Source organism: Stenotrophomonas sp. STM01 (assembly GCF_014852135.1).
Classification (GTDB): Bacteria; Pseudomonadota; Gammaproteobacteria; order Xanthomonadales; family Xanthomonadaceae; genus Stenotrophomonas; species Stenotrophomonas capsici.
In genome coordinates this window covers 1,837,242-1,851,146 of the sequence record NZ_JACVBA010000001.1, presented here as the reverse complement: position 1 = coordinate 1,851,146, position 13,905 = coordinate 1,837,242, and the positions used below count along the sequence as shown (strand labels likewise).

Annotated in this window: 15 protein-coding genes; 3 read left to right on the top strand and 12 right to left on the bottom strand. The window is 67.2% G+C overall.

Annotated features, from left to right (window positions below; all coding sequences use genetic code 11):
* Positions 1-72: 72 nt before the first annotated feature.
* Positions 73-2,202: a TonB-dependent siderophore receptor gene (locus tag IB227_RS08600; RefSeq protein WP_225591628.1), complete on the bottom strand. Its 2,130-nt coding sequence runs from the start codon at positions 2,200-2,202 to the stop codon at positions 73-75.
* 322 nt (positions 2,203-2,524) lie between these two features.
* Here IB227_RS08600 and IB227_RS08595 point away from each other — a divergent pair, with 322 nt between their 5' ends.
* On the top strand, positions 2,525-3,187 hold the full coding sequence (locus IB227_RS08595) for a DUF2306 domain-containing protein (RefSeq protein ID WP_225591627.1): 663 nt from the start codon (positions 2,525-2,527) through the stop codon (positions 3,185-3,187).
* 26 nt (positions 3,188-3,213) lie between these two features.
* On the opposite strand, the gene IB227_RS08590 is transcribed toward IB227_RS08595, so the two are convergent.
* The 9 genes from IB227_RS08590 to IB227_RS08550 form a co-directional block, all read right to left on the bottom strand.
* Positions 3,214-3,420 (bottom strand): hypothetical protein, encoded by a 207-nt coding sequence (locus IB227_RS08590; RefSeq protein ID WP_192286996.1) that lies wholly within the window; start codon positions 3,418-3,420, stop codon positions 3,214-3,216.
* 96 nt (positions 3,421-3,516) lie between these two features.
* Positions 3,517-3,783, bottom strand: coding sequence for a hypothetical protein (locus IB227_RS08585; protein ID WP_192286995.1), 267 nt, complete (start codon positions 3,781-3,783; stop codon positions 3,517-3,519).
* A complete protein-coding gene (locus IB227_RS08580) occupies positions 3,780-4,148 on the bottom strand; it encodes a hypothetical protein (protein ID WP_192286994.1) in 369 nt (122 codons plus the stop codon). Before IB227_RS08580 ends, IB227_RS08585 begins: the two co-directional genes overlap by 4 nt.
* A gap of 65 nt (positions 4,149-4,213) precedes the next feature.
* Complete coding sequence (locus IB227_RS08575) at positions 4,214-4,636, bottom strand: hypothetical protein (RefSeq protein ID WP_192286993.1); 423 nt, start codon at positions 4,634-4,636, stop codon at positions 4,214-4,216.
* Positions 4,637-4,772: 136 nt separating this feature from the next.
* Positions 4,773-5,144: a glyoxalase superfamily protein gene (locus IB227_RS08570; protein ID WP_192286992.1), complete on the bottom strand. Its 372-nt coding sequence runs from the start codon at positions 5,142-5,144 to the stop codon at positions 4,773-4,775.
* Between the two features lie 79 nt (positions 5,145-5,223).
* A complete protein-coding gene (locus IB227_RS08565; protein WP_192286991.1) occupies positions 5,224-5,613 on the bottom strand; it encodes a lysozyme inhibitor LprI family protein in 390 nt (129 codons plus the stop codon).
* Positions 5,614-5,702: 89 nt separating this feature from the next.
* Positions 5,703-6,290 carry a hypothetical protein gene (locus IB227_RS08560; protein WP_192286990.1) on the bottom strand — a complete coding sequence of 196 codons (588 nt, stop codon included), beginning with the start codon at positions 6,288-6,290 and terminating at the stop codon, positions 5,703-5,705.
* A gap of 18 nt (positions 6,291-6,308) precedes the next feature.
* Positions 6,309-6,707 carry a hypothetical protein gene (locus IB227_RS08555; protein ID WP_192286989.1) on the bottom strand — a complete coding sequence of 133 codons (399 nt, stop codon included), beginning with the start codon at positions 6,705-6,707 and terminating at the stop codon, positions 6,309-6,311.
* A 119-nt stretch (positions 6,708-6,826) separates the two neighbouring features.
* A complete protein-coding gene (locus tag IB227_RS08550; RefSeq protein WP_192286988.1) occupies positions 6,827-7,567 on the bottom strand; it encodes a GntR family transcriptional regulator in 741 nt (246 codons plus the stop codon).
* A 673-nt stretch (positions 7,568-8,240) separates the two neighbouring features.
* On the opposite strand from IB227_RS08550, the gene IB227_RS08545 reads away from it, so the two are divergent.
* On the top strand, positions 8,241-9,467 hold the full coding sequence (locus IB227_RS08545; RefSeq protein ID WP_192286987.1) for a CaiB/BaiF CoA-transferase family protein: 1,227 nt from the start codon (positions 8,241-8,243) through the stop codon (positions 9,465-9,467).
* A gap of 144 nt (positions 9,468-9,611) precedes the next feature.
* Here the strand turns inward: IB227_RS08545 and IB227_RS08540 are convergent, their stop codons facing one another.
* On the bottom strand, positions 9,612-10,091 hold the full coding sequence (locus IB227_RS08540) for a tRNA (cytidine(34)-2'-O)-methyltransferase (protein ID WP_192286986.1): 480 nt from the start codon (positions 10,089-10,091) through the stop codon (positions 9,612-9,614).
* Positions 10,092-10,132: 41 nt separating this feature from the next.
* A complete protein-coding gene (locus IB227_RS08535) occupies positions 10,133-10,537 on the bottom strand; it encodes a hypothetical protein (protein ID WP_192286985.1) in 405 nt (134 codons plus the stop codon).
* Between the two features lie 352 nt (positions 10,538-10,889).
* Between IB227_RS08535 and IB227_RS08530 the strand changes: the two genes are divergently transcribed.
* Positions 10,890-13,751 (top strand): pitrilysin family protein, encoded by a 2,862-nt coding sequence (locus tag IB227_RS08530; RefSeq protein ID WP_192286984.1) that lies wholly within the window; start codon positions 10,890-10,892, stop codon positions 13,749-13,751.
* Positions 13,752-13,905 lie beyond the last annotated feature (154 nt).

Genomic DNA, 13,905 nt, shown 5'->3' with positions numbered 1-13,905 from the left:
GGTCTCAGGTGGATGGGAAGTGGCGTGGTGCGGCGAATCGCCCCTCTCCCGCGCGCGGGAGAGGGGCTGGGGTCAGAACCGGTAGTTGAAGCTCAACGTGTAGTTGCTCGGTGCGCCGTAGTAGCCCACCTGGTACAGGCTGTTGATGTACTTGCGGTCGGTGAGGTTGTTGACGTTGGCGCGGACGGTGGCGTTGGGCAGCACGTCCCAGCCGATGAAGGCGTTGAGCAGGGCATAGCTGCCCTGGGCGATGGTGGTGCCGGTGTAGGTGTCCCGGGTGGAGATCGCGCTCTGCCAGCGCCCGCCGATGCCATAGGACAACGCCTCGTAGCCGGGAAAGCGCGAACTGAACACCAGGTTGGCGGTGCGGCGCGGCACCCAGGTGTAGGTATCACCACCGTCCTGGTTGTTCATCGACAGGTGGGTGAAGCCGAACACCAGGCTGGCGTGCTCGCCGAGCTTGCCGGTGGCCTCGAATTCGACGCCCTTGGATTCCACGTCCACGCCGTAGTACCAGTACATCGCGGTATCCAGGTCATAGCCGCCGGAAGTCGCCAGGCCCTGCTGCTTGGCCTTGAACAGCGCCAGCGTGGTCAGCAGGCGGCGGTCCAGCCACTCGGCCTTGACGCCCACCTCGTAGTTCACGCCCTTGGTCGGGTCCAGGTAGACGCGGTTGCGGTCGTACTGGTCCTGCGGCTGGTAGATGTCCGAGTAGCTCACGTAGCCCAGCACGCGGTCGTTGAAGTCCCAGGTCAAGCCGGCGTAGGGGCTGATGTTGCTTTCGGTCTGGTCGAAGTTGTTGCCGTTGTTCCCATCGCGGTGGTACTGCGCCCAGTTGAAGCCGACCACGGCCTTGAGGCGGTCGGTCAGGGCCAGGCGGGTGGCGCCATAGCCACGCTTCAGGCGCTGGTTGGTCCAGTTGGAGCGGGTGCGCGGGCCCCATTCCGGCTCGGCGATGGCGTTGCCGGCATACGGGAACGCCGGTAGCGCGCCGAACGCCGGATCGTTGGGATCGACCGGGTGTTCCCAGGTGGTGGCGCTGCTCTTGGCCACGCTGACGCCGAGCATGGCCTCCTGCTCACGGCCGAACAGTTGGAAGCGACCGTTGAGGGTGACATCGCCCAGGTGCGAGTCCATGTCATCGATGCCCTTGTAGGCCCAGCCGACCAGGCCGGTGTGGGTCTGCGGGTCCAGGCCGGTGGTGCTGAAGGCGAAGAACAACTGGTCATCGTTGCCGATCTGGCGATAGTTGTAGGACGCCTTGACCTCCCAGTTCTCGCCCAGGTGGTGGGTGTACTCGGCGAAGGCGGTCTGGGTCCGGGTGTTCCAGTAGGTCCAGTCCTGGGTGGTGGACGCGCTGCGTCCCCAGCTCGGCTGGCTGCCATCGGTGTTGGCGAAGCTCAACGCGCCCCACATGTTCTGGTCGCTGTTGGCCTTCTGCCACGAATAGCCCAGCGTCAGCGTGCCGTTCTCGCCGATCTGGCCATCGACCACGCCGTACAGGAAGTTGCGGTCGTTGGTGAAGCCGCGCAGGTACGAGTCGCCGTCCTCGTGCGCGGCCACCACGCGCGCGGCCCAACGGCCGTCGGCGGTGATCGGGGTGGAGTAGTCCACCTCCACGCGGCGCTTGCCCCACGAGCCCACGCTCACGCCCACTTCGCCCCTGGCTTCGTTGGTGGGGCGCTTGCGCACGTAGTTGATCGTGCCCGAGGCGTTGCCCACGCCGGTCAACAGGCCATTGGCACCGCGGATGACCTCCAGCTTCTCGTAGCCGAAGGCATCCATCGCGCCGGTGACGATGCCCCAGTCATTGGGCAGGCCGACGCCGTCGATCTGGGTGTTCTTGATCTCGAAACCGCGGGCCAGGTAGTTGGTGCGGTTGGTTTCCCATTCCTCCACCTGGATGCCGGTGGCCAGGCGCAGCGCATCGTTGATGCTGTTGGCGCCGAACTGGGCCATCTGCGCGCGGTCCACCGTGCTGATCGACTGCGGGGTGTCCTTGATGTCCAGGTCCAGGTTGGTCGCCCCGTTGCTGACCCGGTTGGCGCGCTGGGAGACCACCCGCACCGCGTCCAGGGTGGTGGCGCTGGCATCGGCGACGGTGCCTTCGGCGGCCACTGCCATCCCCGGGCTGGCCGCCAGGGCCAGGCTGATCGCCCACGGCAGGTGGCCGGAAAGGGAACGGCGGCAACGGGGAGGCAAGCCGGCGCCAGGGGCCGGACGGCGGGGGGAGCGACTGGGGGACATGGAAGGCCTGGGGGTTGGAAGGCGGGAAATCGCGTGACGGAGGCGGGCGCATGCCACATCCGTTGTGGGCATCTGCCGATGGACAGGCAGGCAATAGCGATTGAGAAATTAAATGCGAATGATTTGCATTTTGCAATATCCGGCCCAGTCAGGTTCTGTCGGTGAGGTGGCCGGTTGCGCTTTGCCGTCCAAACGGACGGTGTGCGCCATTGCCGTATGGACGCGCGGCTCCCCGGCCGCCTTGTATGCTCGCGCTGGCCCATTGCCTGGAGGCGCCATGTCCGACGTGTTCGAGTCTGCGGTTCCCGCCGGGGGGGCTTCCGGCGCCCGGCGCCTGGGATGGTGGGTGCTCTGGCTGCTGCTGGCCGCGATCAGCCTGCATTTCCTGTCCAAGGTGCTCAGCCAGTACGGACAGTTGGATCCGGAGCACTACACGATGTACTGGTCACGCCGCGGCTGGCTGTGGCTGCACATCAGCGGCGGCGTGCTTGGCATCGTGCTGGGGCCGGTGCAGTTCCTGAGCCGTTGGCCGCGTGCCCGGCCACGCCTGCACCGCTGGTCCGGCCGCTTCTACTTCGGCGGGATGCTGCTGGCCTGCGCGGCGGCGGTGGGCCTGATCGCCACCTCGCCGGCGCCGCTGGCGATCACCCTGGCCTTCGCGGCCACCGCGCTGGCGTGGCTGGTGACCGCACTGGTGGCGATGCGGGGCATCCGGCGCGGCGACGTTGCCCGCCATCGTCGCTGGATGACGCGCGCCTACCTGGTGACGCTGGCACCGGTGAGCTTCCGCCTGTTGTTGCCGGCATGGATCGCGCTGGGCAACGCGCCGTCCCCGGACGTGATCGCGGTCCTGCTGTGGGTGAGCTGGGTGTTGCCGGTGTCACTGCACGTGGTCTGGGTGAACTGGCCCAGGCGTTCGCCGGTCATGGCGGCCGGTTGAGGTCGGCGGCCGGTCGGTGGCGCGCTTCAGCCGTGGCGGTGTTGCCACACCAGGCCGGTGACCACGCCGGCCAGGCCGATGCCTGTCCCAAGCACGGCCGGGAGCACGCCTCCCGCGCCGCCGAAGTAGATCAGCAGCCCCAGCGCGGCACCGCCGAAGGTGGGCAGCCAGAACCGCCATGCCATCAGGAAATCGGCGATGTCCAGCACGTCTAGCAGATCGGAAAGCGACATGGAATGTCTCGCAGAGGTCCAACGTGGAAAGGAACGGCAGGGGGAAGAAGCACGCGCTGCATCCTGCCACTGATGCCCGCCATCGTGCACGCTGGATCAATCCGTCCAGCGTCGCATCAGCCACACGCCGGCATGCACGATCGCCATGGGCAAAAGCCCAAAGAGTGTGATGCACAACACAACGCCCGCGCAGAACAGCAGGGCCAGTTCCATCGCCTGTTGGACCAGCACGCGTGGTGGCATTCCCGTGGGAGGATCGGTAAGCAGGGACGCCAGCAGAAACAGCACCGGTACCGCTGAAAACAGCGCACCGACGACGCCGGTGCTGAGGATCGTCTGCTGCAGTTGGCTGCGCGGCTTCATGCCGAGGTGCCATCCGGCACGCGCCGGCGCAATGTGGTGCGGATGATGACGAAGGCAAACAGTTCGAAGCTGAGGTACAAGACGCTGATGGAGCCCAGCCTGATCCAGCCACTGGCGATGTTGGGGCCGCAGTAGAGTCCCAGCAGGCATCGGGCCACGTCCAGCAGGCAGGCGCCGGCGAAGGTGATCGCAGCGATGCTGGCCAGCACCAGTAGCAGGTAGGCCAGGCATTGGGCAGCCCCGCCACGCAGGGCCCCGCGATGCCGATGCAGGTGCCGCCATGCCCGCACGGGAAGGGCGGTGATGGCGAAGAAGCCGAAGCCGCCCAGTGCATAGAACAGTGCGATGAAGATGTCAGCGGTCAATGGCGTGCAGCCCATGGGAACCAGCAGCAGGCCAAGCCGGTTGCCGGCAACGGTGCGCGATGCATCTACCTGGCTCCTGCGTGGGCCAGGCGTTGCAAGGCATGAAGGTCACGCGAGTGTTCCAGCGCGCTGGTCCGGGAACAGCTGCTGAGCATGAAAGGTTGCGGCCCGTGGGTGTAGACGAGCACGTTGGAGCCGGTCACGGGCACGAATCCATCACTGGTGAAGTGGACCGAATCCTCGGCGCTGGACGTGACGACGTCACCCCGCTCCAGGTTGCCCTTCCAGACCTGCAGCACCCGGAGTCTGGCCAGGCGGGCATCCTCGCGGCCGAAGCCGTTGCCTATCGTGATCTGCTCCACGTGGGCGGAGAACACATTGTCGGCCGCAGCATGGGCCTGCTTGACGGGCAACGGCTTGCCGCAGGAAACGGCAATGGCCGGCTGTGGGATCGACAGGACGAGACTGAGGACGACCCACTTCAACATGGGGGCTCCGTTCGGGATGCAGGCTGCGCCAGGTGATGATCACTGATTCCTGGAGCCAGTGCCACGCCTGATGGCATGCGGATGCCGCGATGGCGTGCCGCTGGCACCGGTACGTGCGCTCGACATGGGGGCGTGCTCAGCGGCCTGCAACATTGGCCAGGGACTGGCCGATGCTCAGTTCATTGCCACTGGGGTCGGCAATGCGGAAATCGCGCATGCCATACGGGCGGTCGCCGATGGGCACGAGCATCGGCACGCCGGCGGCCATCAGCGCGGCGTGGTAGTCGTCGATTCCGGCCACATGCAGGTACAGGTGCGAGGCGCCGACCGGCTTGGCATCCGCACGCCGGGTGAGGGTGATTTCGACGTTATCCCGGCACACGGCGGCGATCTCGGCGGGCTCGCCCCACGACCACGCCAGCGAGAATCCCAGCGTGTGCTGGTAGAACGCCAACGCGTCCGCAAGGTCATGCACCGAAAGCAGGGGCGAAACGGATTCGAATTTCATGGCCGCAGCTCACGTTGGTTGACGCGGGAAAGGGCGAGGGTGTCGCGCGCGTGGACGCGGTCGTCATCGTCGCTGCCGCTCAGTCGCCGGCCAGCTCGCGCAGCTCGGCCACCCGCGCGATGTTGAGCTGCATTGGGCAGAACGCGTACATCGGCGAGCCCACGTAGGCACCGGCGAGGTCGCAATGCGTGTTGCGGTAGACCAGCCAGGACTTCTGCGCCTGCTCCAGCCGTTCGGCATCGGCCGGGGCTTCGGCGGACAGCCGGTCGTGGATGCGTGTGTACAACATGTTCATCTCCGACTTCACCCGTTGCGAGGTGCCCGATGAGCAGGCGTCGACCACACCGTTGTTAATCGGGCCAGTCCGGTCCAGGCAATCGTTGTACATACGCTCGTAATCGACCGGGGGCGGCGCGGCCATGGCCATGCCGCAGGGGCCGAGGAGGAGAAACAGCAGTCGCTTGGGCATGTGCATGGAACGTCCGGTTGTGGAGGATGAGTGGCCAGGTCATCGGCGGGCCGGGGCTCCACCTTGTCCATGCGCTGCATCTCAGGCTATCAGGCTTTCCGCTGCAACAGCCTGCCAAGCGCCTCCCAGCACAGGCCGCTGTCCTCGATCGGGATGGCCGTGCTGTTGCCTGCGTGCAGGATGAGTTCGGTGGCGATGCCTTCGGCGTCGAGCCGACCCTGTAGTTGTTGCAGGATGCGGCGTCGGCCACTGAACCAATGCCGCTGCTCGTCCATGGTCCGTTGCAAGGCGTGGGCCAGCGGCAGGCCGAGCCGCTGGTGAAGGCGGATCAGAGCCACCTTGTCGGCTCGCCCGAAACCTGCCTGCAATATGTAGCGGCCATCACCGGCCGCAGCCAGGTCGCGCTTGTCCTGCAGGTATTCCTCGCAGGATTGCGCGCTGCCCACGACCTCCAGTGCGCCGCTGTGGGCGTCGACCAGGTAGGCGGCAACGCCGACGTGGCATGCACTGTCATCGCCGTGCAGGACGAAGCGCGCGCTGTTGCAGCCGATGATCCAGTAGTCACCTTGCGTTGTAAGCCGGCAGGAAGCGATGGCGAATGCCTCGCCGGCTTCGGCTTCGCAGGCTTCCAGCACGATGTGCTGCGCTTGCGCCGCGCTGATCATGGCGAGGGCCATCGCCGGGCGTGCAGCGGGTCAGTCATCGCAGGTCGAACGGCCATGGTCACCGTAGGCATCGCACCAGGCCTGCCTGAGCAGGGCCCGGCAGCTTCCGTCATGCCCGGCCCGCAATGCGTCGATGCCCTGCTGGGTGAGCGGTCGCGGCAATGGCGCCTGGAGCGCGTTCCAGTTCTCGCCCAGCACCCGTATGGCCTCCGGTGAGGTGATGTCGGGGTTGACCTTCATCAGCATCGCGAATGCCGCCTGCTTTGCCTGTTGTTCGGTCAGGTCCATAACGAACTCTGGCGTGGCGAAGGAGAGTGTGTAGTAGTAGCCACTGCATTGGGCGTATTGCTGCGTGCGGCCCTGCGCACGGCCTTGGGGCAGACAGAGCAGGGCGGCGGTGATGCATGCAGCGGTGGCGGGTACTTTCATGGGGGGCTGCGTGTAACGGGCCGCTACTTTACGCCAGTGGTCGCACGGCGCGTTGCTATTGCCCTCCATCGGCCCCCGGACGCCGCCAGGGTGTCGATGGACGGCGGGCACGGCAGCGTTCACCGAGGATTGCGTGAGAGCACCATCGAATAGGCGAAGCGTCCAGGTGGGTGCAGGCAGATGGTGATCAGCAGCAGGCGGCCCTGGGTGTCGCGGTAACGGCGTTGCACGCGCAGCGCCGGTTCGTGCTTCCTGATATCCAGCAGCTTGGCGTCACCGGCGTCGAAGGAGGTGGCGTCGAACACCTGTTCCACCCGCGACAGCCGCCCCGGCTCCAGGAACCGGGCCAGCGTGCGCGCGGTGCTGGCGATGTCCAGGAAGCGCTCGGTGGGCACGCCGGTGCGGATCGGGATCAGCACCTCGATGACCGCGCCGGGCGCGTGGGTGTGTTCTTCCAGGCGCAGGCAGTGCAGGCGCAGGTAGTCCTTGCCTTCGGCGATGTCCAGGTACTGCGCCATGGCTTGGTCGGCGATCAGGCGTTCGGCTTCGAGCACCTTCAGGCGGGCGGTGTTGCCGTACTGCATCAGCAGGTCGACGGTGTCGATCTGCTGTTCATAGCGCATGGCTGCGTTCTGCGCGATCACGCGGGTGCCCGCGCCCGGACGGCGCTGCACCAGCCCGGCGCTGATCAGCTGGGCCAACGCCGCGCGTGCGGTATGGCGGCTGACGTTGAAACGCTCGCACAGCTCCAGTTCGGTCGGCAGCAGGGTGCCCACCGGGTGGTCACCTTTCTCGATCGCCGCCTGCAGCAGGTCGCCGAGTTCGGCGTAGCGGGGCTTGCTGCGTCTGGTACCAGTCATCTGTACGGATCCTTGTTCAACGTCATTGCGAAGGCTCCTGCCCGCAACGTCCAGGCCCCTGCGATGTCCCATGACGGCCCGTAAGGCCAGGGCAGCGGCGTGCGTGGGATGGCCGGGGTTGGCCGGCGCTGCTGTCCGCATCCAACCACGCCGTGATCGCCGTTGCCGGAAGCCGCATCGCGTTGGGTGGGGACGGCAATGATGCCGTGGCCGGGCGTGGGTTGGCGAGCACCGGCATGACCGCACGTCGCCTGCCTGCAGGCCCGTGCCTGCGCTTGCGCTGCCCGCTTGTCCCAATGACGTGACGCTTGTGCGACGTCCACCGCTGTCAGCCCTTGGATTGAACCACCGGTGGAATGATCACCGGCAGCGCGTGCGGCACGAAACGGAATGTTGCGCGCGGCCGGCACCTGCCGTACCCGTGCACGCGAGGTGACACCTGTGGCGACGGTGCCGGCGTGCGGTGACGGGACACACGCAATGGCTGGCGGGCGGCCTTCAGGCGCTGGCGGGCATGCGTGGGCCGCGCAGGATACCCGAAGCCCGGTGCGGTGCGCTTGCCCTCGGCTGGCCGGAAGCAGCCCGGCAGCCCGGCAGCCCGGCAGCCCGCTACCATGGGTGACGCGCCGCAGTGGTGGCGCCTTCCCCGGGTCCGTGCTGCAGGGTGGCTGAAATGACGTTGCTTGAAGGTGTCCGTGTCCTTGACCTGTCGCGCATCCTTGCCGGTCCGTGGTGCACGCAGGTGCTGGCCGATTTCGGCGCCGACGTGATCAAGGTCGAACGCCCCGGCGTGGGCGATGACACCCGCGGTTGGGGCCCGCCCTACCTGAAGGATGGCCAGGGCAACGACACCGCCGAGTCGGCGTATTACCTGTGCGCCAACCGCGGCAAGCGCTCGCTGGCCATCGACTTCACCACCCCCGAAGGGCAGGCGCTGGTCCATGCACTGGTCGGGCGCTGCCACGTGCTGGTGGAAAACTACAAGGTCGGTGGCCTGGCGAAGTACGGGCTGGACGCTGCCAGCCTGCTGGCGATCAACCCGAAGCTGGTGTACTGCTCGATCACCGGCTATGGCCAGGACGGTCCGTACGCGCAGCGCGCCGGCTATGACGCCGCCATCCAGGCCATCGGCGGGTTGATGAGCGTCACCGGCGAGCCGGATGGCGCGCCCGGCGCCGGCCCGCAGAAGGTGGGCGTCGCCGCCACCGACCTGATGACCGGCATGTATGCGGCCACCGCCATCCTTGCCGCGTTGCGCCATGCCGAGCGCACCGGCCGGGGCCAGCAGATCGACCTGGCATTGCTGGATACACAGGTGGCCTGGCTGGCCAACCAGGCTTCGAATTACCTGGTGGGTGGTCTGGTGCCGGACCGCCAGGGCACCGCGCATCCCAACATCGTGCCGTATCAGGTGATGCCGGCCGCGGACGGCTACTTCATGCTCGCCGTCGGCAACGACGCGCAGTTCGCGCGGTTCTGCGAGGTGATCGGCGAGGCGCAACTGGCCGTTGATCCGCGCTATGCCACCAACCGTGCCCGTGTCGCCCACCGTGCCGAGCTGGTGCCCCACCTGCAGCAGCGGCTGCGGACGCGGCCGGCCGCCGAATGGCTGGCCGCGCTGGAGGCTGCCGTGGTGCCGGCCAATCCGGTCAACCGCATCGACCAGGTGTTCGACGACCCGCAGGTACAGGCCCGCGGCCTGCGCATCGACGTGCCGCATGCCGCGGGCGGCACGGTGGCGATGGTGCGCAACCCGCTGAAGTTCTCGGCCACGCCGTTGCAGTACACGCAGGCCGCGCCACTGCTGGGGCAGCACACCACGCAGGTGCTGGGAGAGGTGCTGGCCATGGGTGAAGCCCAACTGCAGCGGCTGCGCGGGCAGGGCGTGATTGGCGGGTAGTGTGTGGGTTGAAGCGACCCCTCCCCAACCCTCCCCTTGGCTACGCCAAAGGGAGGGAGCGGAAACGGGTTTTGCTGCGAACCATCCGCTCGCGCAGAAGATCCCCCCCTTGCGTCGCAGGCACAGGGCAGGGATTGGGCGCGTTTACGCGCCGCCCGGGAAGCCGTGCTGGCGCCACGCCTCGAACACCACCACGGCGACCGAGTTGGACAGGTTCAGGCTGCGGTTGTTCGGTTGCATCGGCAGGCGCAGGCGGCGGCCGTCGGGCAGGGCATCGAGTATTTCCTGCGGCAGGCCACGGGTTTCCGGACCGAACAGGAAGGCATCACCGTCGGCGAAGGACACGCTGTCGTAGCACACGCTGGCGCGGGTGCTCATGGCGAACAGGCGTTTGGGCGCGATGCGCGCCAACGCGGTGTCCAGGTCCGGGTGGACCTGCATCTGCGCGTACTCGTGGTAATCCAGGCCGGCGCGCTTGAGCTGCTTGTCACTGAGGTCGAAGCCCAACGGCTCGATCAGGTGCAGCCGCGCGCCGGTATTGGCGCATAGCCGGATCACGTTGCCCGTGTTGGGCGGGATCTCGGGCTGGTACAGCAGGACATCGAAAACGGGTGCGGAAGTCATCGGCGAAGTTTACGCCGCGGTGCCTCCCGCAGGGCGTGGGCTTACTTGGCGATCACGCTCTGCACGACCACGCCTTCGACCGCGCCGGCAGCCATTTCCACGGCCTTGGCCTGCACCTGCTCCAGGTCCGGGCGGACGTTGACGGCCGGCAGCGAGACGATCCACTGGCCAACGTTGGCACCGATGGCCACCGGGGTGTTGGCGGCCAGGCGCGAGGCGGCCTGTTCTGCCATCAGCTCGACGATCTGGCCGACGGTCGGGCGCACCTGCACGGCGGCCAGGGTCGGGATGCTGCTGTTGGCTTCATGGGTGGCCTGGGCGATCTGGTCGGCCGACGGGCGGACCTGCACGGTCTCCAGGGTGGTGATGTCCGAAGCGTGCACCGCGGAGGCAAACCCGGTGCCGGCAACGAGGGCGATGGCGAAGGCGAGGGACTTGGCGTTCATGGCGATACCTGTGTGGTGTGTGTGAACAGCGGTGTGGTAGTAAAGTAGTACACCAAATATCGGGATGCAAGAGCTTTTTCAACTTCCCGATGTTTATTCAGCATCCAGTCATGTTGCTTTGGGGTTGATCTGGACGCACTCAGGAGTACGCAGGACGCGTGCCAACTGCATCTTGTTGAATTGAAAGGATGTTTTTGATTCTGAAAGTGTCCGCTGTCCGGACACTGGGTGTGCGCAGGGGTTGTCCGCGGACACCGGCCGCCGTTGACGGGCGGCCATGACGCTTGGCGTATGCGGTGGAAGGCGCAGGACGGTTAGGATCGGCGCTCACTTCATGCCCAAGGAAAGTGGAATGAACGCTGCACCCCGTACCGCCCTGTTGACCCTCGCGCTGAGTGCTGCCCTCGGGGGATTCGTCGGCACGCCGCTGCCGGCGCAGGCCAAGACCAAATCGGTGACCGCCGCAGCCACCGTCGACATCCCCTACGACGAGTTCACCCTGCCCAACGGGCTGCGCGTGCTGGTGCACACCGATCGCAAGGCGCCGATCGTGGCGGTCAACCTCTGGTACCACGTGGGCAGCAAGGACGAGCCGGCTGGCCGCAGCGGCTTCGCCCACCTGTTCGAGCACCTGATGTTCAACGGCAGCGAAAACGCGCCGGGCGAATACTTCACGCCGTTCGAGGCGGCCGGTGCCACCGACATGAACGGCACCACCAACACCGACCGCACCAACTACTTCGAGAACATCCCGACCACCGCGCTGGACATGGCGTTGTGGATGGAGTCCGACCGCATGGGCCACCTGCTCGGCGCCATCGACCAGAAGACCCTGGACGAACAGCGCGGCGTGGTCCAGAACGAAAAGCGCCAGGGCGAGAACCAGCCCTACGGCCAGCTGCGCGAAGTCGTCTCGCGCACGATGTTCCCGGTGGGCCACCCGTACCACCACACCACCATTGGTTCGATGAACGACCTCAACGCGGCTTCGCTGGAAGACGTGAAGACCTGGTTCCGCACCTGGTACGGCCCGAACAACACGGTGCTGGTGCTGGCCGGCGACATCGACGTGGCCACCGCCCGGGAAAAGGTCGCCCGCTACTTCGGCGACATCCCGGCCACCCCGACCATGTCCCAGCCCAAGGTGGACGTGGCGGTGCTCGCGCAGAACGGCCGCACCGAGCTGGAGGACAAGGTCCCGCAGGTGCTGGTGCAGCGCATGTGGAACGTGCCGCAGGTCGGCGACAAGGACGCCGACCTGCTCGACCTGACCTCGCAGGTGCTTGGCGGCAGCGCCAGCTCGCGTCTGGACGAGCGCCTGGTCCACCGCGACAAGCTGGTGGACAGCGTCAGCACCAGCAACTACGGCTCGCAGCTGGCCGGCAACTTCTCGATCCGCGCGCTGGTCAAGCAGGGCGTGGACCCGGCCAGGGTCGAAGCGGTGATCGACGAGGAGCTGCAGCGCCTGATCAAGGACGGCCCGACCGCCGAGGAACTGGCCCGCGCCCAGACCGACTACCGTGCAGGCTTCATCCGTGGCATCGAGCGCATCGGTGGCTTCGGCGGCAAGGCCGATGCGCTGGCTTCCTGCGCCACCTTCACCGGCAACCCGGCCTGCTTCCGCGAGTCGCTGGCCACCGTGGCCAGCGCCACGCCGGCGACGGTGCGTGCGGCCACCGCCAAGTGGCTGGGCAACCCGAGCCACACCTTCGTGGTCAAGCCGGGCGAGCGCAAGCCGCTGGTCGAGGAGGCCTCGGCCAAGCCGGCGCCGTTCCAGTTGCCGGCGGTGGATGCCAGGTACACCACCACCGCCAGCAACGTCGACCGCAAGGCCGGCGTGCCGGGCGTGGACAGCTTCCCGCAGCTGGTCTTCCCGGCGCTGCAGCACGCCACCCTGAAGAACGGCAGCAAGGTGATCCTGGCCGAGCGCCATGACACCCCGGTGGTGAACATCAGCTACGAGTTCGCCGGTGGCTACTCCAGTGACCACGGCGGCAAGCTGGGCACGGCCAACTTCGCCAGCCAGATGCTCGACGAGGGCTCGGGTGAACTGAACTCGCTGGCGTTCAAGGCCCGTGCCGAGGACCTGGGCGCGCAGCTCAGTGCCGGTGCCGCGCTGGACGGTTCCAACGCCTACCTGTCGGCGCTGACCGAGAACCTGGACGCGTCGGTGCAGCTGTTCGCCAACATGCTGCGCACGCCGCGCTTCGACCAGGCCGAGATCGACCGCGTCAAGGGCCAGTGGCTGTCCGGGATTGCCCAGGAGAAGGCGCGTCCGCAGACCGCCGCGCTGCGCGTGCTGCCGCCGTTGCTGTACGGCGCCGACCATCCGTACGGCATGCCGTTCACCGGCAGCGGCACCGAAGCCTCGGTCGCGGCGATCAGCCGCCAGGACCTGCTCAACTACCAGAAGCAGTGGCTGCGCCCGGAGCAGGCCACGGTGATCGTGGTCGGCGACACCACGCTGGCGAAGATCGTGCCGGTGCTGGACAAGCACTTCGGCGACTGGAAGGGCGAGGGTGCCGCACCGGCGAAGGTGGACGTGGCCCAGGTGGCACGCCCGACCGCGCCGCGCGTGTTCCTGATCGACCAGCCCGGCGCGGTGCAGGCCAACATCTATGCCGGCGAGCTGATGCCCTCCACCCGTGACCCGGGTGCGGTGCAGCTGGAGATGTCCAACGAAGTGCTGGGCGGCTCGTTCACCTCGCGCCTGAACATGAACCTGCGCGAAGACAAGCACTGGTCCTACGGTGCCCGCACCGTGATCACTTCGGCGCAGGGCCAGCGCCCGTTCCTGGGCATTGCCCCGGTGCAGATCGACAAGACCGCCGAATCGGCCGCCGAGATGCTGCGCGAGATCGCCGAGTACGGCACCGGCAAGGTGCCGGCCACCCAGGCCGAAGTGACCAAGGTGGTCGACAACGACCTGCGCAGCCAGCCCGGCGCCTATGAAACCGCGCAGGCGGTGATGGGCACCATTGGTGGCATCGTCCGCTACGGGCGCCCGGACAACTGGGTGCAGGTGCGCAACGAGCAGGTGGCCAACTTCACCCCGGCGCAGGCCAGGGACGCGGCCAAGGCAATCGACCCGAACGCCCTGACCTGGGTGATCGTCGGCGACCTGTCCAAGATCGAGGCCCCGGTCCGTGCGCTCAAGCTGGGCGAAGTGACCGTGATCGATGCCGACGGCAAGCCGGTGGCCAAGGCCAAGTAAGCCGCAGCGCCCGCTCCCGTGCGCGGGAGCGGGCAGGCAAGGAGAAACAAGCCCCTCTCCCGCCCGCGGGAGAGGGTTTGGGGTAAGGGCCGCCCCCCGCGTCCGGGATCATGACGCGTTCATCCATTGACGGCACAATCCGTTCTGCACTTCA